The sequence below is a fragment of the Paenibacillus sp. JNUCC 35 genome (genome assembly GCF_058269095.1).
This window is the reverse complement of sequence record NZ_CM177771.1, coordinates 3,517,086-3,540,033: the sequence shown is the minus strand read 5'-3', so window position 1 is coordinate 3,540,033 and position 22,948 is coordinate 3,517,086. Positions and strand designations below refer to the sequence as shown.

22 protein-coding genes and 1 other annotated feature (1 of these 23 running past the window's edge) are annotated in these 22,948 nt (G+C 54.4%); of the genes, 13 read left to right on the top strand and 9 right to left on the bottom strand.

Translation table 11 applies throughout. The features are described 5' to 3' along the window. The first annotated feature begins 130 nt into the window (after nucleotides 1–130). Entirely contained in the window at nucleotides 131–1,183 is a 1,053-nt protein-coding gene (locus AC2TF6_RS16015) for a DUF1835 domain-containing protein (RefSeq protein WP_491307598.1), read from the top strand. A 212-nt stretch (nucleotides 1,184–1,395) separates the two neighbouring features. Here AC2TF6_RS16015 and motB read toward each other — a convergent pair whose 3' ends face one another. Both motB and motA read right to left on the bottom strand, forming a co-directional pair. Beyond that, complete coding sequence (gene motB, locus AC2TF6_RS16010) at nucleotides 1,396–2,196, bottom strand: flagellar motor protein MotB (protein WP_491307597.1); 801 nt, start codon at nucleotides 2,194–2,196, stop codon at nucleotides 1,396–1,398. Next, nucleotides 2,189–2,986 carry a flagellar motor stator protein MotA gene (gene motA, locus AC2TF6_RS16005; RefSeq protein WP_491307596.1) on the bottom strand — a complete coding sequence of 266 codons (798 nt, stop codon included), beginning with the start codon at nucleotides 2,984–2,986 and terminating at the stop codon, nucleotides 2,189–2,191. Before motA ends, motB begins: the two co-directional genes overlap by 8 nt. 428 nt (nucleotides 2,987–3,414) lie before the next feature. On the opposite strand from motA, the gene AC2TF6_RS16000 reads away from it, so the two are divergent. The 3 genes from AC2TF6_RS16000 (at nucleotide 3,415) to AC2TF6_RS15990 (ending at nucleotide 6,237) form a co-directional block, all read left to right on the top strand. Next, nucleotides 3,415–4,497 carry a VanZ family protein gene (locus AC2TF6_RS16000; RefSeq protein WP_491307595.1) on the top strand — a complete coding sequence of 361 codons (1,083 nt, stop codon included), beginning with the start codon at nucleotides 3,415–3,417 and terminating at the stop codon, nucleotides 4,495–4,497. Nucleotides 4,498–4,901: 404 nt separating this feature from the next. After that, nucleotides 4,902–5,420: an NUDIX hydrolase gene (locus tag AC2TF6_RS15995; protein WP_491307594.1), complete on the top strand. Its 519-nt coding sequence runs from the start codon at nucleotides 4,902–4,904 to the stop codon at nucleotides 5,418–5,420. Between the two features lie 22 nt (nucleotides 5,421–5,442). Next, nucleotides 5,443–6,237 (top strand): SDR family NAD(P)-dependent oxidoreductase, encoded by a 795-nt coding sequence (locus tag AC2TF6_RS15990; RefSeq protein ID WP_491307593.1) that lies wholly within the window; start codon nucleotides 5,443–5,445, stop codon nucleotides 6,235–6,237. A 27-nt stretch (nucleotides 6,238–6,264) separates the two neighbouring features. On the opposite strand, the gene AC2TF6_RS15985 is transcribed toward AC2TF6_RS15990, so the two are convergent. The 4 genes from AC2TF6_RS15985 to AC2TF6_RS15970 are packed head-to-tail and all read right to left on the bottom strand — an operon-like array spanning nucleotide 6,265 to nucleotide 10,791. Then, nucleotides 6,265–7,389, bottom strand: coding sequence for a Ger(x)C family spore germination protein (locus AC2TF6_RS15985; RefSeq protein ID WP_491307592.1), 1,125 nt, complete (start codon nucleotides 7,387–7,389; stop codon nucleotides 6,265–6,267). Beyond that, nucleotides 7,386–8,483 carry a GerAB/ArcD/ProY family transporter gene (locus AC2TF6_RS15980; protein WP_491307591.1) on the bottom strand — a complete coding sequence of 366 codons (1,098 nt, stop codon included), beginning with the start codon at nucleotides 8,481–8,483 and terminating at the stop codon, nucleotides 7,386–7,388. Before AC2TF6_RS15980 ends, AC2TF6_RS15985 begins: the two co-directional genes overlap by 4 nt. Continuing rightward, nucleotides 8,473–10,008, bottom strand: coding sequence for a spore germination protein (locus tag AC2TF6_RS15975; protein WP_491307590.1), 1,536 nt, complete (start codon nucleotides 10,006–10,008; stop codon nucleotides 8,473–8,475). Before AC2TF6_RS15975 ends, AC2TF6_RS15980 begins: the two co-directional genes overlap by 11 nt. Nucleotides 10,009–10,062: 54 nt before the next feature. Then, a complete protein-coding gene (locus tag AC2TF6_RS15970; protein ID WP_491307589.1) occupies nucleotides 10,063–10,791 on the bottom strand; it encodes a MerR family DNA-binding transcriptional regulator in 729 nt (242 codons plus the stop codon). A 184-nt stretch (nucleotides 10,792–10,975) separates the two neighbouring features. Between AC2TF6_RS15970 and AC2TF6_RS15965 the strand changes: the two genes are divergently transcribed. From AC2TF6_RS15965 to AC2TF6_RS15955, 3 genes are all read left to right on the top strand, one after another. Beyond that, on the top strand, nucleotides 10,976–11,599 hold the full coding sequence (locus AC2TF6_RS15965; RefSeq protein ID WP_491307588.1) for a DUF5701 family protein: 624 nt from the start codon (nucleotides 10,976–10,978) through the stop codon (nucleotides 11,597–11,599). A gap of 185 nt (nucleotides 11,600–11,784) precedes the next feature. Next, nucleotides 11,785–12,387 (top strand): nitroreductase family protein, encoded by a 603-nt coding sequence (locus tag AC2TF6_RS15960; protein ID WP_491307587.1) that lies wholly within the window; start codon nucleotides 11,785–11,787, stop codon nucleotides 12,385–12,387. A 187-nt stretch (nucleotides 12,388–12,574) separates the two neighbouring features. Next, nucleotides 12,575–13,210, top strand: a complete 636-nt coding sequence (locus AC2TF6_RS15955; RefSeq protein WP_491307586.1) for an FMN-dependent NADH-azoreductase — start codon at nucleotides 12,575–12,577, stop codon at nucleotides 13,208–13,210. 190 nt (nucleotides 13,211–13,400) lie between these two features. Here the strand turns inward: AC2TF6_RS15955 and AC2TF6_RS15950 are convergent, their stop codons facing one another. Then, nucleotides 13,401–13,781, bottom strand: coding sequence for a winged helix-turn-helix transcriptional regulator (locus tag AC2TF6_RS15950; protein ID WP_369996137.1), 381 nt, complete (start codon nucleotides 13,779–13,781; stop codon nucleotides 13,401–13,403). Nucleotides 13,782–13,930: 149 nt separating this feature from the next. On the opposite strand from AC2TF6_RS15950, the gene AC2TF6_RS15945 reads away from it, so the two are divergent. The 5 genes from AC2TF6_RS15945 (at nucleotide 13,931) to AC2TF6_RS15925 (ending at nucleotide 19,790) form a co-directional block, all read left to right on the top strand. Beyond that, nucleotides 13,931–14,347: a BlaI/MecI/CopY family transcriptional regulator gene (locus AC2TF6_RS15945; protein WP_491307585.1), complete on the top strand. Its 417-nt coding sequence runs from the start codon at nucleotides 13,931–13,933 to the stop codon at nucleotides 14,345–14,347. A 1-nt stretch (nucleotide 14,348) separates the two neighbouring features. After that, complete coding sequence (locus AC2TF6_RS15940; RefSeq protein ID WP_491307584.1) at nucleotides 14,349–15,197, top strand: M56 family metallopeptidase; 849 nt, start codon at nucleotides 14,349–14,351, stop codon at nucleotides 15,195–15,197. Nucleotides 15,198–15,289: 92 nt separating this feature from the next. Further along, on the top strand, nucleotides 15,290–15,691 hold the full coding sequence (locus AC2TF6_RS15935) for a DoxX family protein (RefSeq protein WP_491307583.1): 402 nt from the start codon (nucleotides 15,290–15,292) through the stop codon (nucleotides 15,689–15,691). Nucleotides 15,692–16,041: 350 nt separating this feature from the next. Continuing rightward, the gene (locus AC2TF6_RS15930; protein WP_491311672.1) at nucleotides 16,042–18,279 is read left to right on the top strand and encodes a 5'-nucleotidase C-terminal domain-containing protein; all 2,238 of its coding nucleotides are present in this window, start codon (nucleotides 16,042–16,044) and stop codon (nucleotides 18,277–18,279) included. Between the two features lie 368 nt (nucleotides 18,280–18,647). Then, complete coding sequence (locus AC2TF6_RS15925) at nucleotides 18,648–19,790, top strand: glycerate kinase (protein ID WP_491307582.1); 1,143 nt, start codon at nucleotides 18,648–18,650, stop codon at nucleotides 19,788–19,790. Here the strand turns inward: AC2TF6_RS15925 and AC2TF6_RS15920 are convergent. Beyond that, nucleotides 19,780–20,730: a LysR family transcriptional regulator gene (locus tag AC2TF6_RS15920; protein WP_491307581.1), complete on the bottom strand. Its 951-nt coding sequence runs from the start codon at nucleotides 20,728–20,730 to the stop codon at nucleotides 19,780–19,782. The genes AC2TF6_RS15925 and AC2TF6_RS15920 overlap by 11 nt on opposite strands. A 214-nt stretch (nucleotides 20,731–20,944) precedes the next feature. On the opposite strand from AC2TF6_RS15920, the gene AC2TF6_RS15915 reads away from it, so the two are divergent. Beyond that, nucleotides 20,945–21,490 carry a flavodoxin family protein gene (locus tag AC2TF6_RS15915; protein ID WP_491307580.1) on the top strand — a complete coding sequence of 182 codons (546 nt, stop codon included), beginning with the start codon at nucleotides 20,945–20,947 and terminating at the stop codon, nucleotides 21,488–21,490. A gap of 320 nt (nucleotides 21,491–21,810) precedes the next feature. Here the strand turns inward: AC2TF6_RS15915 and AC2TF6_RS15910 are convergent, their stop codons facing one another. After that, a complete protein-coding gene (locus AC2TF6_RS15910; RefSeq protein ID WP_491307579.1) occupies nucleotides 21,811–22,563 on the bottom strand; it encodes an arylamine N-acetyltransferase family protein in 753 nt (250 codons plus the stop codon). Between the two features lie 205 nt (nucleotides 22,564–22,768). Then, nucleotides 22,769–22,948, top strand: a binding site (T-box leader) (it continues 77 nt past the right edge of the window).

Here is a 22,948-nt window from a genome sequence, read left to right as displayed (position 1 = left end):
AAAGAATTGACTTTAGTTGAACCTCAGACAGGTGTGCGGGAGAGTATAGCCGGATTTCCGGAAGGATGCTATGCTAAAATAAACACAATACCATTATTTTACATAATCCCGCTAAGTGAGGTGTACGGAAATGAAGCGCCCGGCTATGCTTGACGAGATTCATGCCCTTCATCCCAATGAAGCCAAGGGCCTGCTGCTGCAAATGCTGGAGCAAGCACAGCGTTACGACGAGCTGTTGGAGAAAGAACATGCCCTTCAAAAACAAATTTTAGAGATATGGAATGGACACTTGGCCCGAAAACGGGCGGAGAACGAGGGAAGAGCAGGCCATGTCCACATTGTGATGGGACTGTCCGAAGCGGGAGCTTTGAAATCTGCGCTCAGCAGCCTGAGCAGGAGGAAGGAAAGCGAGATCCTGGCGTTCAACGATTGTTTTTCCGAAGGGCCGATCCGGGAACTGGAGACGGAGGAAGGGCGGAAGTTCCGGCTGGAATGGATGTCCGAACGTTTCAAAGGGTATGGACACGCCCAGCTAACAGGGATCCGGCACGGTTCAGATACCATTCTGGAGACTATGCGCAGCTTACCCGCCGATAAGGACATTACAATCTGGACCGGTAATCACGCCCACGAGCAGATCGGGATGCGTCTTGCCCTGTCTGTCCTTCGCGATGCTCCGAATAACGTCTATATCGGCCATGTTTCGCAGCTGTATGAAGGGATAGCCGCTCGTTTCGATCCGGTGCCGCATTCTTACGCATTCGGCTTTCTTTCCATAGAAGCGATTGAAGAAATCGTGCGGCTGCATGAAAAGCGAAAGCAGCCTTTATCGGAGCAAGCAAGGCAAGAGTACGTCCGGGAATGGGAAGAGCTGTCGGCTTCCGATGCGAAGCTTCATATCTGGTCGGACGGCAAAATAGTAGCGGCTCCCGAAGACAGTTACGACGAGACGCTCGCAGCTCTTGTCGGTCAAATGCAGCGTGGCGGCAGCGATGACGAGGAGGAATTCATCCCGGCCAGCCGGGTGATTATGGAAGCGCTGGAGAGCTGGGGCGGCGCCGTTATGTTGGAGTTCATCGAATACCGGCGGCTGTGGACGTTGATTAGCGATGGACGGCTAAGGTTTAAAGGTGTGCCGGCTGCCATGCAGTCGTATAAAGTGGCGCTGGCCGAATCATCCTGATAGGCAGAAAAAGCAGTTCGCGGCAGTTGTCCGTTAAAGGCTCCCCGAATGCAAAAAGAAAGCGCGCGCGATTCGAAATCACACTAGCACGCTAAAATGCCGGGCGTGCTGAGCCGGCTCTGCATCGCCGGAGGCCAAACCCCGACAACGCCCTTCGGCACTCAAAAAAAGCAGGTTCCCCTCATCAATCGGGAACCTGCTTTTTTTGAGTGCTACTCGCCCGCGGCGGTTTTTTTCACATCCGACGCTTTGATGCCGCGCATAATGCTTACCTCGACGCGGCGGTTTTTGGACCGGCCTTCGGACGTGCCGTTTGAATCCACCGGCCGGTACTCGCCGTATCCGATCGAGCGGAATCGGCTCGGGTCGATGGCTTTATTTTCAAGCAAAATTTTCATGAAATTCAGGGCCCGCTTGGAGCTTAAATCCCAGTTCGAATCAAACTCCTTGTTGCTGATCGGCACATTGTCGGCATGTCCGGCCACTTCGATCCGGTATTTCGGATATTGGCTCAGCATATCGGTCATGGCCTGGGCCAGAAGGCGCGATTCCGGTTTGATTACGGCAGACCCGGAGGCGAACAGCGCTTTATCCTGGATCGTGATCATTAACTGATCGTCGTTCAGGGTCGTAGTCAGCTCGGAGCCCAGCTTGTTGTCCGTGATGTATTGATCGAGCTTCTGTTTAAGCTTCTCGAGATCGGCCTGCTCGGCCTCATACTGCTTTTGCAGCGCGTCGCTTTCCGACGGGTTCGGGTTGTCATGCTGCTTGAGTGCGGTACTGGTGTCCCGGTTCAATGGGATTTTGGCGGAAGTTTCGAACGTCCCGGTTCCCCCGGTAAAAGCGGAGTTCAAAGCCCGCATAATACTGTCGTATTTTTTCGAGTCCACCTGGCTGGAAGCGAACAAAATAATGAACAGGGCCAGCAGAAGCGTCAGAAGGTCGGCATAAGGGATGAGCCAGGACTCATCCAGATGCTCCTCATGATGTTCTTTCCTGTGCTTTTTACTCATCGTCCATACCCGATTGTTTCGAGGAGTCCTCGTCTTCACGCTGGGAGCTTGGGACGAATACGAGCAGCTTCTGTTTGACGGCGGAAGAAGAAATACCGGCCTGAATGGATAGGAGTCCTTCCACCATCATCAGCTTCAGCATGACTTCTTTTTTGGATTTCTGTTTCAGTTTATTGGCGATGGGATGCCAGAGAACGTAACCGGAAAAAATACCGAGAAGAGTCGCGACGAAAGCCGCGGAGATCAGATGGCCGAGCTTCTCGATTTCGTTCAGGTTGCTCAGCGCCGCGATCAAGCCGACAACCGCTCCCAATACCCCCAGAGTAGGGGCGTACGTTCCCGCCTGCGTAAAGATTTGAGCGCCGTTCCGGTGCCGATCTTCCATAGCCGCAATATCTTCCATCAACACTTCGCGTACGAAGTCCTGATCATTGGCGTCGATAATCATCCGCATTCCGCTTTTAAGGAAGGGATCGTCAATTTCGTTCACTTTTTCTTCGAGAGAAAGGAGGCCTTCGCGGCGGGTAAGAGCTGTCCAGTCCGCCACCATATTAATGAGGTCTTTTTTGGGCATAAGCTTTTGCTCGGTGAAAACGATTTTCAACAATTTAGGAAAATTTTTAAGTTCTTCGCCCGAAAATCCGATAAAAAGAGTGGCCGCCGTCCCGACGAAAATAATGAGCAGAGCGGCGGGGTTGAACAGAGCAGTCAGGCTGGCCCCTTTCAAAACCATGCCGACGCCTACGGCGATAATCGCCAATATGATACCAATAATAGAAGATTTCTCCAAAGTTCGCGCACCTCTTCGTTGTAGGTTGTAAGACCTATATCGACAAGGGTACTCATAAAGTTAACAGTTATTTTCAAGTTTCCGCAAGTGTCACAAAAATCACACAAAACGGCGAAAAATCAGCTTTTTTGGCGTTTTTGGATCGTTTTTAAAAGGAATTTCCGCTCTGACCGGCGAAGGCTTACTGAATAATTTCGACCTGATTCGACACATCCCGTATTACGTACGATGAGTAATTTCAACGGGGACAAAAAAAGATTTTAATAAATTTTTCTCATTCCGGCTTTGGAAGATGTCCGGCCTTTTCGCGATGCTTTCCGAATGTTTTTTAACGTGCATACGCAGTCACGACTTATGGCATGATGTGCATAGCGGCATGACTTGTGCTAAAATCAGATTTTATCAAATCTCTTACAGCAGGTGTTTTCATGTTCAGTTTCTATTTGTTTCCGATTTCGTACGCTTTTCTAACGTTTCCGATTGCGGCGGTCCTGTTCACGCTTCCTTTTCTGATCGTCCAGTACCGCAAGTACGGGTATGTACACTTTTACAGGGCTTTGCTGCTTTACTTGTTTCTTCTGTACATGATGAATGCCCTATATCTGATCATTCTGCCGCTTCCTCCGAGCATCCACAACGCGCCTCCGGCGGTGGAGTCGTATGCCCAGTGGATTCCGTTCCACTTCCTGGAAGATATTCTCAAGGAAACGGCCGTAGTGGCGGACCAGCCGCGCACCTATCTGCATCTGCTGAAGGAACGAGCGTTCCTTCAAGTGTTCTTTAACGTGCTGCTGACAGTGCCGTTCGGTATTTTTCTGCGGTATTATTTCCGTACAAGCTGGGTCAAATGCCTGTTGTTCTCCTTAGGACTGTCTCTATTTTTCGAAATCACGCAGGTCACCGGCCTGTACGGCATCTACGATTATCCGTACCGGCTCTTCGATGTCGACGACATTATGATGAATACGGCGGGGGGCATGATCGGATATGTGGCGGCGGAATGGCTTTCTTCCCTGCTGCCGAAGATCGAATCCCTCGATGACAAAGTGGACTTGGCGGTCAAACGCGTCACTTACACCCGGCGCGGGCTGGCGTTCCTATTCGATTGGTTCGTGATGAGTCCGGTACTTGCCATTCTGGCTGTACTGAACGTGCCGCTCCCTTATGCGGCGGGCGTCGTGCTGTATTTTATCGTGCTGCCTTATTTCACGAACGGCCAGACGCTCGGCAAATGGATCGTCCGCATCCGTCTCACCGGCAAATCCGATAAAATAACGATCTATGAGCTCTTCGTCCGCTACGGGTTTCTGTACCTCTTCGTCGGGGGACTGAATCAGCTGTACATCCGGGCGGGGATCGAGAATCTTCCGGATATCCTGATGGTCATCGCGACGTTCGCCATGTTCCTGTTCAATGCCTGGTTCGCTATTCACGTCCTGCGCTGTGTATTTAACCGCAACCGGCAGTTGTTTTACGAGAAGAAAAGCGGTACGCGGCACGTAATCAAATAGGGAAGCGGAAATGAAAAAGTATGCAAAAGCAGCTTCAGCCCTCTCTTTTAGGGACTGGGGCTGTTGGAGCAGGCTGAGGGCTGGTTTACAGAAACTGAACCTGTTTTAACCCCGGGCAGATTCTTTTTTTCGGCCGAAACCGCTATATTTAAAAGAGGACTTAAATGAAGGCGCTTACTTTAGGAGGAGCCTTGAAGCGGAGGGAAGCGGAATGAAGAAACCCGTCGATATCGGTATCGTGCTGAGCCAGCTTGATCTGGCTTGGCAGAAATGGCTGGATTATAGGCCGCCGCAAAATCAGAAGCAACCGGTTTGAGAACTTGGCACCGGTGCGGGTGCCGGCACCGCAACACAAAACCGCAAGGCGAAAATCCGAACCGGCAGGAGACAAACGGAGGCAAACTATGTTAAAACCGAAGACGATCGAGGCCGATTGGGGCGGCCATCTTGTAAAATTGACCTGGATTGCTGCCGCAGCGCCTCCCGAAAAGGATGTCACGAGTGTGCATGGCGTCTGCTTTTACGAAGGCAAAATATTGCTCGTCCGCGTCAAAACCCGCGGTTTTAACTTGCCGGGCGGGCACGTGGAGGCGGGCGAGACACCCCGGGAGGCCCTGCACCGCGAATGCCTGGAGGAAGGCTGCGTGGAAGGGGTGATCCGTCCGGTCGGGATGATTGAGGTGAGCCATGAGAACAACCCGAATTTCGATCCGGGCGGCAAGTATCCGCTCATCGGCTATCAGGTTTTTTACCGGATGGATATAACCGCCTGCCACCCTTTCACCCGGGGAAACGAGTGTACGGCCCGCATCTGGGTCGAGCCCGGGGAGCTGCCGCACGTGATCGAGGATCACGAGCTCATCCTTTGCGCCGTGGAAGCGGCGCTGAACACCGGACCCGTAAGCCCCCCGCTTGACGATTGAATAGACGAAGGAGGAGAATAGTATGCCCGAGAAACAGAACGGACAAAACCCCGCCGTACTCGTAACGGGAGGAAGCACCGGAATAGGCCGGGGCATCGCCCTTGCATTTGCCGCGGCGGGCTACCGAGTCGCGATTACCCATTATCAGGATGGGGATGCTGCAGCGGCAGCGGCCGAGGAGATTTCGCGCTTGTCGGAAGTCCCATGCGAAGTTATCGAGGGTGATCTGAGGAAGCTTGAAACAGCCGAAGCGACCATACCGGATGCCCTGCGAATGCTCGGCCGCCTCGATATTCTCGTAAACAATGCCGGCATCGGGCTGTACGGCCGCATACAGGAGCTGCCCGCGGAAAACCTGGACAGCTTATACGGACTGAATTTCCGCGCTCCGCTGCTTCTGATGCGGGATGCCTCCCGCCACATGATTGAGCGCGGCATTCGCGGGTGCATCCTGAACATTACCTCCTCGCGGGCCGAGCGGGCGTATCCGAAGGATGCCGCCTACGGCGGACTCAAGGCCGGCTTGGAACGGGCCTCCGAAGCTGCCGCGCTCGATCTGGCGCCTTATGGAATCCGCGTCAACTGCCTGGCTCCCGGCGCCGTACTTGTGCGGGAACCGGAGCCGCAGCTTGACAAGTTCGCCGAGACGATCCCCCTGGGCCGGATAGGGCTTCCGGACGATATCGGCCAAGCGGCGGTATGGCTGGCATCCGGGCAGGCGTCTTACGTGACCGGCATTTCTCTGCGGATAGACGGCGGCTTGATCCTGCCGGGGATGCCGGAGGACGGCAGCGCCTCTTGGAATCCGGGCGTATAACAGGCAGAGGCCTGCAAGGCCGGCGGGTCAGTTAAAGACGCCCGAACCCACAATCTCCACGTTGACTTTCGGATGGAAACGGACGTTTTTATACTCCTGCAGCCAATCCATGGACTTCCACAACTTTGGATGGCGGGCCATCAGCTGTCTGCCGATCCCGAATGCATCGCAGCCGCTTTCCTGCAGCTTCTCGATCACCGCTTCGGCGTCCCGGGTCAGGAGAGCGGACAAGTCTTCGTTCAGCCGGTGCACCATATCCTTTTTATGCAGATGATCTTCGGCAAATTCCGTCACTCTCACAGGAAGCCTCAGGTCCAGATACACATCGACCTTACGGTCTTGGACCTGAACCTTCAATTTTCGTTTGCTTTTTTTTCCTCCTGCATCGAATGTGATGTAATTCTCCAGGTTACTCCGGTCCCCCTCTTTAATTTTCCGTACAAATCTTGCCGTATCTTTGTGAGATCCCGATAGAAGCGAGTACAGAATGGCTTCCTCCACATTCAGGCTGCCTGTCATCCGCTGACCGTTAAACAGAGCGACCCCTATGGCATCGACGTTTTTACCGTCTTGTTTAAGATAGGGAAGCACGAAGTCCTGACCGGGGTCGAGCAGCAGCGTGAGCATCGTTTCCAGCGATAATTCCGGAAAAATGCTCATCTCTTCCAGGCTTTCGATTTTCCTTGTAATAAATTCGCCGATGAGAATGTTTCCGGCCTTCTTCAGCCGCAGCATTTCATTCGTAGAGCCGTCCACGACGGCGATTTTAACCCGTGAAGTCGGATTGCGGGGGTCGCGGTACAAAATATCCAGGTACGGATAAAGATCCTTTTCCGCCACACTTCGGCCGAGCAGCATAAAGCCGTATTTGAAGTACCGGATATCCCCGGTTACCTTGGTGCGGATGATGTCACTCGTCTGCCTGACGGAATAACCGACGCCGGACTCGACCTCGTTCTTCGCCGAACCCTGCTGCTCGGTTTGTTTGGACTCATCCACAACTTCCATCGTCTGCATCAGCCTGCCGTCGGGTGTGAGATCATACCCCGCTCCGTATCCGAGTCTGGCATTTCTCAAGCTGTCCTCATCCCAGCAGCCCGGCAGCAGGGCGAGCAGGAGCAGCACGGTCCCGATACGTCCGGCCCGTTTCATGCGGGATCACCTTCTTTCTTCTTGAGTGCGTAGGATAGCAGCAGGAGCAGAAGCGGGAATCCGATGAGGAAGAAATAAGCCGACGCGTCGGCGATATACGAGAAAAGCTCGAACTGATCCTTTGTCTGCGGCAGATACGCGATGACACAGGAGATGATCACCGCAAAGGGCGCGGCTTTTTTATGGTCCTTATGCTTTAGCAGATGACCGATGCCGAATGCGGCCGCATAGCAGTAGCCGGTCATGGAGGCTACCATGGAGATCATCCAGATGGGGAGGAACAGCAGATCCGCGCGGTCCATCGCCCCGAATGGCAGCGAACGCAGCAGATACATGACGGGCTCCGGAATCATATTCAACTGATGGGGACTGAAAACGGTCATGCAGGTAAACACCGTAAAAGCGTAAAACAAAACGACAAACCAGGTGCCTGCCGACACGGCTTTCAGTTTGCCCGCATGGTTTCCTTTTACATAAGGATAAATGATCAGAATCAGCTCGAACCCGTACATGGCGGTGATCGTTTCTTTCGAGCTTACAATGATTTTCCAGATTCCCGCCTCGTTAAGCGGAAGCAGGTACAGGAAATTCGCGCGGTGTACACCGTACCCGATAAGGAACATCATAGGCCCGATGAGAAACGTGAACAGGATAAAGATGCGCGCAATGGTGCGAAACGTGCCTCGGATCAAATAAACGCCCGTCAGCATAAACAGGAACAATACCGCCCAGCGCGGAGTGTTTTGGAGAATCCAGCGGTTGATGATATCGAACGCGCCCATCATGACGACGCCGCCGACCAGAAGAAAGTAAGCGACGTAGGCAATTCCGATAAAAGCGCCCGCATATCGGCCCGTTACGGCGGACGCGATCCGGAACACGCTGTAGGATGGGAACCGTTTCATCAGCATCCACATCATAACCAGAATCAGCTGCAGGAAGACACCGGCGATCAGGACCGATATCCAGCCTCCGCCTTTGGCGAGCTGGTGCAGACGGTACGGCAGCGACAGGATTCCGACACCGATTTGGAGCTTGATAATGAGCAGAAAAAGCTGGCCTTGCGTAATGGTGTCTTTGGGTTCAATCTTCATCCCGTTTCCAGCTCCTTGAGGTCGCCTCTTCTTGCTTCATGATTTTAGGATTGGCGTCATGGGGACGCGCGGTGAGCAGCCAAGAAGGAAAGCGGACAAACACATCCTTCATATCTTTTATTCTCAGCGGTGCGAAAGGAGAGAAGTAGGGCGTGCCGAAAGACTCCAGTTTGCACAAATGGATCGTCAGGAGCATGAGACCGAAAGCGATTCCCACATATCCGAAAATAGAAGCGGCAATCATCAGCGGAAAGCGCAAAATCCGCACGGCCGAGCTCATTTCATGGGACGGGACGAGAAAAGAGGCGATCGCGGTCAGCGAAACGACGATGATCATCGTGTAGGACACGAGTCCGGCCCGTACGATGGCATCCCCGATGACCAAACCGCCGACGATGCCGATCGTCTGTCCGACCCGGCTGGGCAGCCGGATTCCCGCCTCGCGGAGCAGCTCGAAGATGAGTTCGAGCAGCATGGCTTCAACGATAGCGGGAAACGGCACGCGTTCCAGCGAGCTTTTGATCGTATGAACAAGCTCCAGCGGCAGAATATCCGGGTGAAAGGAAACGGTTCCGATGTAAATAGCCGGAAGCGTGAATGCCAGCAGAAAACTGAACATCCGGATCATCCGGACAAAAGAACTGACGATCCAGCGGCCGTTATAATCGTCCGGCGATTGGTAGAAGGCGAAGAAGGTGACGGGAACGATAAGAACGGTCGGACTTCCTTCCGTAAGAATCGCGATGCGTCCTTCCATTAAATTGGAAGCGGTCCGGTCCGGACGCTCGGTGGCCAAATGCTGCGGGAACACGGAGAACGGGTGATCCTCCGTCATCTCCTGAATAATTCCCGTTGTCAGCACGGCGTCGGCGGAAATGGCCCGGATCCGTTCCTCGACTTCCTGAACGAGCTCGGCATTGGCGATATTATTCATATAAACAATAGCTATCCGGGTTTGCGTATGCGTGCCGGCCTTATAGTAGCGAACCGTCAAATAAGGGCTTGTGATCAGCTTGCGGATCAGAAACAAGTTCACGTTCAGAACTTCGATGAAGCCGTAATGCGGACCCCGGATCACGCCTTCGTTTTCGGGTTCTTCCACGCTCCGTTTGTAAACCGCTTCGGTTGCCAAAATATAAAATCCCTGAAGACCTTCCAGAAAATAAACGCATTTTCCCTGAATCAGCGCTTTGACGGCGTTCTCCAGCGGAATTTCGCGGGTCGTTTCCAAAATATTAAACAAGTTATCCAGCTCTTGGCCGGTGTTTTCGTGCAGAGGCTGGACCACATGAAGCTGTATTTTGTCCTGATCTACGAGCGATTCGAGGTAAACCAGCATCCCGTCCGTTCCGGCGAAGGGGAGAGGCTGCTGCTTCATATCTTCCGTATAGCATAGACCATGCTGAAGATAACCGATATTGATGGCAATAGAATCGGAAGCCTGGGGGGGCTTTTCCGGTTCCTGTAGATTTTCACCCGGGCCTGAGTTCCGGGCAGCTCGGAGAAGCTTGCGATAGAGACTCATGCGATACACACCCTTTGGATTCGATATCCATAATGTGTTCCAACGGGATTGCCATTATTCTCTATGAAAGGGGGAAAGCGGCACATTCAGCCTCTCGCACAGACGGTAGACACAGTACGCACCCTTCAACTGATGCAGATTCGTCCGCTCCAGATACCGGATCGAATCGTGGGCGATGGCTTTGGCCGCTTCCAGATTGTCAGGGTCGAGAAGCCCGATCGCTTTTTTCAGCTCCGCGAGCTCCTGCGAATAAACGGCCTGCCGGAGCGTGCGGATCAGCCGGATTTTGCGCACCTGCAGGCGGCTGAACGTCCGGTATCCGTTGGCCGGATTCCGGGAGGCGGTGATGAGCCCCGCTTTCTCCCAGTGACGGATAGCGGAGCGCGGGACGCCGGTTTCCGCCGACACCCGGCCGATGCTTTGGCCGCCCGGGTCTTGGGCTTCCCGAGCCGCTGCGGCTTCCCCGCTTTCCAGATAGGCCAGCGTGTCGTCGGCTCTCCGCTTGTCCCGGAAGAGAGCGGCTTGGGCTTCGGTCATGCACCAGAGGGCGGAGGCCCACTCTCCTTTCTGGAGCCGGCGCAATACTTCCGCGGTGATGTCCATGCCGAAGCCGGGCGACATCGCCTGGATGCACTCGAAATAAGCCGCATGCAGCTCCGTGTAGGTCCGGTGACCGGAAGCGGTCCGATCTGCGGGAGGGACGAGTCCTGCGGCTTCGTAATTTCTTAAAGCACTCGTGCTGACGTTCAGCTTTCGGGCGATATCGACGGGTCTGAAATTCATGGGAATGACCTCCAGAGGGAATCTAACCTTCAAGTAAGGTTATAAGTATTTTATCAAAAAAAGTACGGTTTCAAAGGATTTAAGTTTTGAAAACTTAGAATTCGCACGCATGTTATACAATGAAAATGAGAGAATGGAGAGCTGGAGAGCTCAAATAAATAACCGAACGGAGAGGAGCGGACTGATGACGTTTGAAGAGGAATTTGAAAGACAGATCCGGAATTTAATAGACAAAGGCTATCCTGGTTATGCGGGATTGGAGGAAGCGGCTTTCCGCGAACTTTTCGTCCCGTTACAAGAAAGAGCCGCCAAACGGATGCGGGAAGATTTTAAGACGGGAGAGGGCAGCCTGCCTTTCGTCCTGGTCATGGCGTCCGGGACAATTCCACGGGATGAGATGATGCAGCGGGTGGAACGCGGCGGGAAAAACGGCTTCAGCGTCATGGAGGCCGAAGATCTCGCGAGGTTCAGCCCTATCGAAGGCGTGGAGCTTCCCGAAGGAGAAGCATACTTGCTCCTGGACGTGGATACGGGCTCGGAAACGCTGAACCGGACGCCGGATGAAGCCATGAAGTCGTTTGCGGAATGGAACCGGACTCCGCTGACGATCGAAGAGGGAATTGCCGTGATTACCCATTTCCCGGACGTTTTGCAGAAAAACCACGGATTTTCTTTATGCGGTTCCAGATGCGGCGACCGGAGGGTAAGCGCACTGTGGATTAGCGGCGGCAAGCCGAAGCTGGGCTGGTGCTGGGCCGGCAATCCCCATACTTGGCTGGGATCGGCCTCCTGCGTAGCGAGAATTTGAACGTGCGGCTTAGGTTTTGGATACCGTCCTTTCCGTTACAGGTCAAGAAGATTCCTAACGCGGCGCTGCGGGTAATAAGGGAGGATTGTCCTTTAACCCGTCGTGAATAATAGGCTTTGCATAGAAACGGGTACAACGCGGCAAATTACAATCAGTTCACTTCTACGAAAAACGGAGGGATACGTATGTCAGCGGAAGCATTTTTTCAAGCGGTCCGGGAAAGACGCTCTATTTATTCAATTAGCGGAGAATCCCCGGTTTCAGACGACAAGATTGTGGAAATCGTGAAGGAAGCGGTCAAACACACGCCTTCCTCTTTTAACTCCCAAAGCGCCCGAGTGCTCGTGCTTCTCGGCGAGCAGCATCACAAGCTGTGGGACATCGTCAAAGATATTCTTAGTACGATCGTCAAGGAAGACCAGTTTGCCGCCACGGAACAGAAGGTGAACAGTTTCCGCAGCGGTCACGGCTCGGTTGTGTTTTTCGAGGATATGTCTGTCATCGAGGGTCTGCAGAAGCAGTTCCCGAGCTATCAGGACCATTTCCCGAGCTGGTCCCAGCAGTCGAGCGGCATGCTGCAATATGTTATCTGGACGGCGCTGGAGAGCGAAGGGCTTGGAGCGACGCTTCAGCATTACAATCCTTTGATCGACGAGAAGGTGAAAAGCACCTGGAACCTGCCGGAATCGTGGAAGCTGATCGCCCAGATGCCATTCGGCAAGCCGACGGCGCCTGCGGGCAACAAGGAATATAAACCGGTTGAGGAACGGGTCAAAATAGCCAAATAATACCGGCGAACCCGACCTGAAGCCCCATTTCTCCCGCAGAAATGGGACTTATTCTGTTACCCGCACGTTTACAGTACCTTTTTTTATCCTAACCCACATGGATGTGCCTACTTCCCAGAATGGAAAATATGAGACATAATTAGTTTGAAGTTAAGATTATTTCCGACAAGAAGGGAAGAATTCAATTATGGCAACAGTCCTATACATTACGGCTCACCCGCACGATCACCAGACTTCTTACAGCATGGCGGTAGGAAAAGAATTTATCGAGGCGTACCGCGAAGCCAATCCGGCCGATGAAGTCATCGCCCTCGATCTCTATAACTCGGATATTCCGCAAATCGACGCGGACGTATTCAGCGGCTGGGGCAAGCTGCGCTCCGGTTCTTCGTTCGACCAGCTTTCCGCTTCCGAGCAGGCGAAAGTTCAGCGTCTGAACGACATCGTGGAGCAGTATATTGCGGCCGACAAGTATGTTTTTGTATCCCCGATGTGGAACTTCTCGTTCCCTCCGGTGCTTAAAGCCTACATCGATGCCATCTGCATCGCCGGCAAAACGTTCAAGTACACGGAAAACGGCCCGGTCGGCCTGCTGACCGACAAGAAAGCCATTCATATCCAAGCAAGCGGCGGCGTCTACTCCGAAGGCCCTGCCGCAAGCTTCGAGAGCGGACACAGCTTCCTGAACAAAATCATGCAGTTCCACGGCGTACCTTCCTTTGAAGGCATCTTCGTGGAAGGCATGGCGGCTATGCCGGATAAAGCTCCGGCGATCAAAGAAGCGGCTATCGCCAAAGCGAAAGAAGCGGCGAAACGCTTCTAATCACCCTCCGGCCTGGAGCCAGAGCTGCCAGCCGGGAACACCCCGGCAGGCGCAAAAAACCTCCGTTTCCCTGTCAGGGAAGGAGGTTTTTTGCGCTTGAGGGGCAAGCACGGGGCTATCCGTCGCGTCTGCGGCCTGCCGCAGGGTCTGTCAACCGGCTGCGGTGCCGGCACGGGCGGGCAGCCGATTGTTACGGCCTGGCCGAAGCCGCCCGGCTTTCCGCGTCCGCGGCGGATTCCGCGTTGCGATGCTTCATATGCTCGACATGGGCCGCGCCCCAGACGTGCATGGAATGGAGGATGGGCTCCAGGGTCCGGCCATACTCCGTAATGGAGTATTCCACTTTGGGGGGAACCTGGGGATAAACGACCCGCCGGACGATGTCCTGTTCCTCAAGCTCACGGAGATGCAGGGTCAACATCCGCTGGGTAATATCGGGCATCAATCTTCTGAGCTCGTTAAACCGCAGCGTATCTTTGCTGATTAAATGCTGAATGACCAGAGGTTTCCATTTGCCGACAATCATGTCCAGAGCCACGACCACTTTGCACTGCTCGGGGATAATTTCCATGGGACGGCCTCCTTTCACGGTACCTTTTTTACTACTATAGCATATCTTCGCTTCTACTGCCTCAGGCTCCGTATATATGACTCCACGGATGTGCACTTGACACCGTGACGCAGTCAACACTACAATGGGTAGTGGAAAGGGGCGCCCTCGTGAAAATTCATACGTTTAAAACGAACGAAAGCGGGCTTAACCGGTTTTTCGGACCTCTGGAAGCCAAGATCATGAATATTTTGTGGGACGGACCCGAGATGGCGATCAAGGACGTCCAGCACGCGCTGGAACGCGAGAAGCTTGTGAACTTCAACACCGTTATGACGGTCATGAACCGGCTTTTGGATAAAGGAATCTTGTCGAAAAGAATGGACAGAAGAACGTCGCTTTACAGGCCGGTCCAATCCAGAGACGAGTTTCTCGAATGCCAGTCGAAAGAATTGACCCACGAGCTTATGGAGGAATTCGGATCGTCTCTGGTGGTCAACCATATGCTCGATGCCCTGGAAGAGGTGGATCTCATGCTCATTGAGAAGCTGCAACAGAAAATCCTGGATCTCCAAAAGGACAAGTAACATGTGGCAGTCCCGGTCCAGATTCATTTTCCGTTCGTCGGTTCTGATTGCGGGCGTTGTCCTGTTTCAGATGACCATGTATGCCCTCCATGTCCTGTTCGGCCTCAGAATCGGGTTTAACGTGCTGGATGTCTGCACCGAATGGATGCGTTCCAAAGGTATTTTATCCATCGCCCATCTGCTGGACGCCTTCGTGATCGGCACGTTTGCTTACAGTCTGTGGCAAATCTGCCGGCAGTTCGTCTTGTCGCGAAGAATCTTCGCCAAGCTGGCCGCGTGCCAGCATACGAAGCTGTCTGCGGAGCTGAACCGGATGTATCCCGAAGCGCGGGGGGACATCGTCGTGGTCGTGTCGGACGAGCCGATCGCGCTGACGATGGGGTTCGGCAGGCCGGCGGTCGTCCTGTCCACCGGACTCCTGAACTTGCTGGAGCCGGGTGAGGCCGAAGCCGTTATCCACCATGAGCTGCATCATCAGCAGACAGGAGATCCGCGCAGCATGTTCCTTGTCTCGTTCCTGGCTTCGGTGCTGTGGTATCTTCCCGTACTGAAATGGTTCCATCACCAGTACAAGATCGCGCGGGAGATACTTGCGGACAATTATGCGATTTCGCGTCAAGGCACTTCCCGCGATCTCGGCAGCGCACTGCTGAAGCTGCTCCGAAGAGGCGGTACGGTTGCCATGCCGTTCGCGTACGCATCCTTCGCGGATACCTCGATCAATTACAGAATCAGGAGAATTGTCGATCCGGAATCCCCGATTTCTTTTCGGCCGCCGCTGACACCGACCATGATCTCCGTTTATGTGCTGGTCGTACTGACGTGGCTTTTCGTTCAGATTTTGTTCTGAAAATTTTTTGAGCACAGACACTACAATTCGTAGTGTTCTTGCGACTATAAACACTACACATTGTAGTGTTAAAAACAAGGAGGAAATTAAAAATGAATTCAATTAACAAATGGCAATATGGAGCGTTTATTTTACGGATTGTTCTGGGATTGATTTTTCTGGTTCACGGCTATCAGAAGTTTGAAGGCGGGCTGAGCGGCGTTGCCGGGTTTTTCGGCAGTCTGGGACTTCCCGGGTTCATGGCGTACGTGGTAGCGGTTATCGAGCTCGCGGGCGGCATCCTTATGCTGATCGGACTTGGAACGCGCTGGATTGCGGCGGCCTTTGCCGTTATCATGCTGGTGGCGATCTTTACGGCGAAGCTGAGCCAAGGATTCACCGGAGGCTATGAGCTGGAGCTGGCGCTGCTCGGCATGTCCCTGGGTCTGTTCTTTACGGGCAAGCAATTCCTGGCTTTGGAAAACGTGTTTTCCCGCGGGAAGGCGAACGCCTAGTAAGACCACGCGGGCTGCTGGCGAGCAATCTATATGCACAGCGATTCTGAAGGCCGATTTACACAACGAAAACCGCAGGGCTATCGGGCTCTGTGGTTTTTGCCGTTAATTCGGGACTCCTGAGACACTATGAAAAACAATTGTAAAGGTTTCGTAAATAAAATCATATTCAAATCGCCGCTTCTGTTGTAAAATCGGAATTATGTTTCAAAAAGGCAGAAAATTTTGGCATAGCCTTTTGCGGGAAGCAGAGGCTGTTTCTAAATCGGAAGCGGCCGCCAACTTTACCACCACCAAAGGGGAGAGTCATCATGAAGGCAAAGAAAGCAGTGAGTCTGACTGTATCCGCTATGCTATTATTCGGAACCGTTTTCACAAGCGGCCGGGCTGCGGCGGAAACGGCTGAACCGGCTAAACCGGCTAAGGCCGACACGGAGATTTCCATTCTGGGAACCTCGGACATTCACGGACGATTCATGCCGTGGGATTATGCGCTGGATGGGCCCAACACGAACGGAAGTCTGACCCAGCTTTTCACCATGATCAAAAAAGTGCGGCAGGAGAATCCGAACACGGTTCTTGTAGATGCCGGGGACATGATTCAGGACAACTCCGCGGAGCTGTTCAACGACCAGCCGAAGTCTCCTATGATGGTCGCCATGAATGAAATGAATTACGATGCCTGGGTCATGGGCAACCATGAATTTAATTTCGGGCTCGACGTATTCAAAAAGATTACTTCGCAGTACAAAGGACAAATGCTCGGCGGCAATATTTACAAAGACAACGGGGACAGATTTCTCCCGGCGTATACCATTATCGAAAAAGCGGGCGTGAAAATCGGCATTATCGGGATGGACACCCCTATGACAGCCGAGTTCGAGAAGGGAACCGACCATCTGGACGGAATCCAGTTCAAAAACCCGGTGGAAGAGACGAAGAAAGCCGTAAAAGAGCTGGAAGGCAAAGTCGACGTGATGATCGGCCTCATGCACATGGGGATCGAGAATGAGAACGGCGTGCCGGGAACCGGTGTTGCGGACGTCGCCAATGCGAACCCGGAACTGGCCGCGATCTTTGCCGGTCATATGCATAAGCTGGTCAAATCGGAGACCGTTAACGGCGTTCTTATCGCCGAACCTGACAAGTACGGCACACATGTTTCCCGGATCGACCTGACCTTTACGGAGAAGGACGGGAAAATGGTCCTTAAGGACAAGAAAGCGGCCGCTCTCCCTGTCAAAGACGCAAGCGGGGTTACAGCCGTTTCCGATCCCGAGCTGGAAAAAACGCTGAAGCCGTTTCACGACTTTGCGCGAGCGGACGCCAATATCGAAGTGGCCCAGTTGAAAGGCATGAACCTCGTTCCGAAAAACGAGATTGAAGGCATTCCGAGCGTACAAATCCAGGAGACGCCTTTATCGGACTTTTTCAGTGAAGTGATGCTGCATTACAGCAAGGCTGACGTAGTCGCGCACCAGATCGACAACGACAAGGCGCGTTTGGATATCGGGCCGATCAAGAAGAAGGATATCGCGTACAACTACCAGTTCGCCCTCGGCGAAATTACGGTATATCAAGTAACGGGCAAAGATGTGAAGGATTACATGGAATGGGCGGTAGGGTATTTCAATTCCACCCGTCCGGGCGACGTGACCGTCAGCTTCGACAAAAAACGCCGCGCGTCCAAATACAGTACGAATGATTTCTTCGGCGGGGTCAAGTATGACATTGATTTGACGAAGCCTTACGGCAGCCGCATTACGAATCTTCGTAAAATGGACGGCACTGCCATCCGGCCGGAAGACAGTTTGAAGCTGGGCATGAACGCTTACCGGATGGACGCGCTGAAAGCGAAAGGCGGCGCTCTGGAAGGCCGCAACTTCGAGCAGCTCTGGTCGTCGAAAGACGCGTCCGCCTTCGGTGAGATGGGCGGTACGATCCGCAGCCGCGCGATCGCTTACCTGAAAGAAGTGAAGAACGGGGTCTACGAGCCGCAAGTCCAGAACAACTGGAAAATTATCGGCGTGGACACGACTTCCCCCGAACGGGCCGATGTGGTCGAGCTGATCAATTCGGGTATCCTGTCGGTACCGAAGACGGAAGACGGCAAGTACACAAACGTGGAGTCCATCAATATCCTGGACGCCGTCACGAAAGAAGAAATCTCCGCTCTTGCCGGAAAAGCCAAGGTGGACGGCAGCCTGTTCGACGGCGTTCAGGCCAAAGGCGAATTTTACCGCAAGCTGAACGCGGCGGTTAAAGCGGCCGGAAACGGCAGCGGAGAACCGACCAGGCCTCAGCCGCAGCCGGAACCGAAACCTGAGCCAAAACCGGAACCAAAACCAGAGCCAAAACCGGAACCAAAACCGGAGCCGCAGCCGCAGCCGGCCGTTAAGAAGCAGGCCCAGGTGACGTCCTACTTCCTGAATGTGCGGACAAAGGCTTCCGCAACAGCGAAAATCATTACCGCCGTACCGAAAGGGACGATTCTGGAAGTGCTCGGCACCAGCTACGGCTGGGTGAAAGTATCCTATAAAGGAAGCATCGCTTACGTTTACGGCGAGTATGTGAAGATGCTGCCGTAACGAAACCAAGTGCAAACAGCAGTCCGGCCTCTAGGCCGGGCTGTTTTTTTATGGCCTGCTTTGCATGTCTGCGCTAGACTTAGAGTCCACTCTAACCCGTACCCTTACCTTCATAACTTGTTCGGACTTCGCCGACACCTCCTTTTACGGCAGAGTACGACGAAGTTGGGGTAATTGACGAAGCCGGGCCGGACATGCAACAATTTTCGGTAGGAGATTCCGCAGCCGTCTTTTAGCGTCACGCAGTTGAAACGGGAGAAGCCCGACTGCTTCCGGGAAGATTTCTGGCGCCAAACAAAATCAATCCGCTGCGGCAGATACGGGCAAGAGAGTGTAACAGCCACTATAAGGAAAAGGAGCGAATTCCCTTGAAAATCGTCATTGCGCCGGATTCCTATAAAGGCAGCCTGTCCTCCAAGGAAGCGGGGCTTGCCATCGAAAGAGGCGTTCGCCGGGCAGGCATCGGGAACATCACGACTTCCGTTATTCCGATGGCGGACGGCGGCGAAGGGACCCTGGAATGTCTCATGGAATCTTCTAAAGGCCGGATGGTTCGTGCCGTCGTGAAGGACCCGCTGGGCCGGGACATATCCGCTGTCTTCGGCATTCTCGGTGACGGCAGGACCGGGGTCATCGAGATGGCCAAGTCGTCGGGGCTCTATTTGCTGGAAGAATCCGAACGGAACCCGCTGCTGACGTCCACGTACGGATTCGGGCAGCTGATTGCGGCTGCGCTGGATGAAGGCTGCCGCCATTTTATACTCGGCCTGGGCGGAAGCGCCACCAACGACGGGGGAGCGGGGATGCTCCAGGCCCTGGGCGCGGAGCTGCTCGACAGCGGAGGCAGGCCTCTCGCGGCCGGGGCAGGCGGAGGGGCGCTGGGCGAGGTCGCCGGTATTTCCGCGGACGGCCTCGACAAGCGGCTGGCCCGCTGCACCTTTACGCTGGCGTGCGACGTGACCAACCCCTTCACGGGTCCTCACGGCGCATCCGCCGTGTTCGGGCCCCAGAAGGGAGCGGCGCCGGACATGGTCGACCGGCTGGAGAACAACCTTGCCCGCTTTGCGGATGTGATCCGGGAGGCTACCGGCACGGCCCTGCACGGGCAGCCCGGAACGGGAGCGGCGGGCGGTTTGGCCGGCGGCATTCTCGCTTTCTTGAATGCCAGGCTGGAATCGGGCTTCTCGGTCGTCTCCGCGGTTGCGGGACTGGAAGCGGCGGTCAAGGGAGCCGCTCTGGTCCTCACCGGAGAAGGCCGCACAGATGCCCAGACGGCAAGGGGCAAGACGCCGGCCGGAGTCGCCGGGCTGGCCGCGAAGCACGGCGTTCCGGCCGTGGTGCTGGCCGGGTCCGTGGGCGAAGGGATCGAGGAGCTTTACGGGCAGGGAGTCACGGCCGTGTTCAGCCTCGTAAACGGGCCGATGTCCCTCGAAGAGGCGATGCGCCGCACTCCGGAGCTGCTGGAACAGACGGCCGAGCAGGTCATGCGCGTTTTCGCCGTCAGGAAGTGAGCGTTACTTCCGCCGGCTTCGCTTCCGGTTTGTGCTCCGGAACCATCTCGCCGGCATGGAATACTTTCCGTGTCAGCTCGATAAAAGCCAACAGGGGCGGTGTCATCCATTTGTCCTTGTGCCAGGCGATTTGGGTGAACAACGCGCCCTCGGGCGCTTTCCAAGCCAGCTCGGTCAGCTTCCCTTCACGCAGGTCGGCGGCTACAACCATGCCGGGCAGAATGGCGATTCCGAGGCCGGACATGACGCACTGCTTGATAGCTTCGATGCTTGCAAATTCGAATTTGTTTAGCGGATAGACGGATACGGAGCTGAAGGACCGCTCCAGGATGGTCCGGTAGGAACAGCCGGCTTCCGTCAGCAGGAACGTTTCGTGCTCCAGATCCTTCGGCGTCAGGTTCTTCACGTCCGCGAGCGGATGATCGGGCGAGGCGACGATTTTGAGCTCCTCCCGGATCAGCGTTTCGATATGCAGTGCATCACGCGGCTTGCAGCTGTCCATGATAAAGGCGATATCCAGAACGCCTTCCAGCAGCTGCTCCCTGGCATGAGCATCCGAATTCGAAGGCCGGAACACGAGCTTCACATTCGGAAAGCGGGCTTTAAATTCTTTGAGCAAAGCGGGAAGACGGTACGTGCACTGGCTTTCCTGGGCGCCTATCACAAGCGTTCCGGCTTGTTCTTCGTCCCCGCGGACGGCCTGTTTGGCCTCTTCCGTCAGGGTAATGATTTTGTCGGCGTACAATTTAAACTGGCGCCCCGCTTCCGTTAAAACGAGCCGTTTGCCGAGCCGTTCGAACAAGGGGGCTCCAAGCTCGGATTCCAGCGCTTTGATTTGCGCGGTCACACTGGATTGGGCAAAGTTTAGCATCCGGGCCGTCTGGGTAAAATTCAGGTTTTCGGCGGCGGTTTTAAACGTCAGAAGTTGTTTGGTTTCCATCGCTGCTTCTCTCTTTCATCGAAAAAGTTGATTGATGACATCGAAATAATCGTCTTTGTTGATCGTTCTCTTTATTGTAAAATGAGAGGGTAGTGTCCGGCAAGACCTGAAACACCGGAACAAATCGCGAAATAAAGAGAACGAGGCATCCCCCGCCTGCACTGCGGACGGGCAAGAGCCTGCCGACTTATCGAACCGAGGAGTGAACGCAGCCATGTCAATCGCAGTCATTTACGGGGGAACACGTCCCGATGGAAATACGGAGCAACTGACGGAGGAAGCCGTCAAAGGTCTGACAGTCGACCGGATTCAGCTTAACACTTACACAATCCGGGCGATTATCGACGGGCGTCATGCGGAAGAGGGATTTCCGGAGATGAACGACGATTACAAAGAAGTGATCGACCGGGTACTTGCCGCGGACGTTCTTATTTTTGCGACACCGGTGTACTGGTACAGCATGTCGGGGATCATGAAAAACTTCGTGGACCGCTGGTCGCAGATGATGAGGGACGGGGACTACCCGGATTTCAAAAAAACGATGGCCGCCAAAAAGGCCTACGTCATCGCCGTCGGAGGCGATCTGCCGGAAATCAAGGGACTGCCGATGATTCAGCAGTTTCAGTATATTTTCGACTTTATGGGCATCCGTTTCGAGGGCTATATCCTAGGCAAGGGGAACAAACCGGGCGATGTCCTGCACGACGCGGAAGGAATGTTTGCGGCGGCGCGGCTGAGAAACAAGCTTGCGGCCCTTTAACAAAGAAGCGGCACGCCTCCAAGGCGCAGTTGGGGAACGCCGGCAGGAAGCCGGTCCGGAAGAGCGCTGAAGCGGAATGCAGCACCCAAAACCGGTATGCTCTATGCGAGCATACCGATTTTTCGCGTTCCAAGCGTTGCTGCAAATCGAAAGAAATCGCCGCTGTGGCAAGCGTCAGAAAAATGGTTGGCAGCTTTATGCGGACACCCGGCGTCTCCAGTATTGAAGCGCCGCAGCAAACCCATGGCGCCGAAGTATCGCCCCGGCGGCAATCACCAAAAGCCGGTCCGCTCTATGCGAGCAGACCGGCTTTCCGTCTTTCAGACGGACAGGCCCAAACGGCTGATCAGCGTCTTTTCCAGTTCCTCCGGGGCCAGCGGCTGTCTGCTTTTGACGTCACCGTCCGTCTCGATCAGCTGGTCGCCCGAAATCGTCACCCGTCCCGTCGCGGTCGCTTTTGTCGCAAGCAGCTTCTGCGTAAAATGGGACTCGGGGGACGTCTGGTTGAACGTGCACGCTTCGGCAAAACTCCCCAGAGAGCGGGGCGCCGCCGAGAAGCGGTACAGCGCACTCCAGGCCCCGTCTTCGCCGGCGCGCTGGAGATCGTACAGGCCGTCCGCTTCCGGCACTTTCACGGCCCGGTAAACGCCGCTTGCATCCTCCACCGGTGTTCCGTCCAGCGGAACCGGGGATCTGGCGGAGTCGCCGAAGCCGACGTCGACCAGATAGGATCGGTCCAGTTCCGCCAGAATGGTCGCATGGCTTTCAGGCATCCCCCAAGTTCCGTCCGGCTTGGCGACGGTAGCCGCAATCAGGCGCACCGTGAAACCAAGTTCCTTGAGAAGTGTGCTGAAAAGTCCGTTGAGCTCGTAACAGAAGCCTCCGCGGCGGCGCCCGACCACCTTTTCATAAAAGGAAGCGATGTCCAGCGTGATCGGTACTTGACGGATTACGTCCAGATTTTCAAAAGGCACGTGAAGCATATGCCGGAGCTGAAGCTCCTTCAGAGCAGCCATATCCGGCTTGGCCGGACGGCTCGTGTCCATTCTTTTCAAATAAGCCTCGACATTCATGCATGCACCACCTCATCAAATAGAAGTCCGATTGATTTTTCTATTCCAGACTACCTCCTTATGGAAAGTCATACAAGTGCCGGATGGGGAAGCCAGGTAAAAAAAGAGCGGGACAACGAAATTACCGCCGCAGCGCCGAAGGACAAACGCGGGTTGACATTTTACCGAAAATGCTGTAAAAATGGAATATCTGAAAATGAACCCGAGAAATTCATTGACGAGAACGAGTACGCTGATCCCTTGTTCCCCAGAGAGTTGGCCCCGCGCTGAAAGCCAATGGACAAGAATGAGCAGAAAATCCTCTCCGAGAAGGAAAGCTGAAGCAGGCTAGTAAGCTGACCCGGGATCCCGCCGTTACAAGGGACGCGTATGATCGTACGCAGAT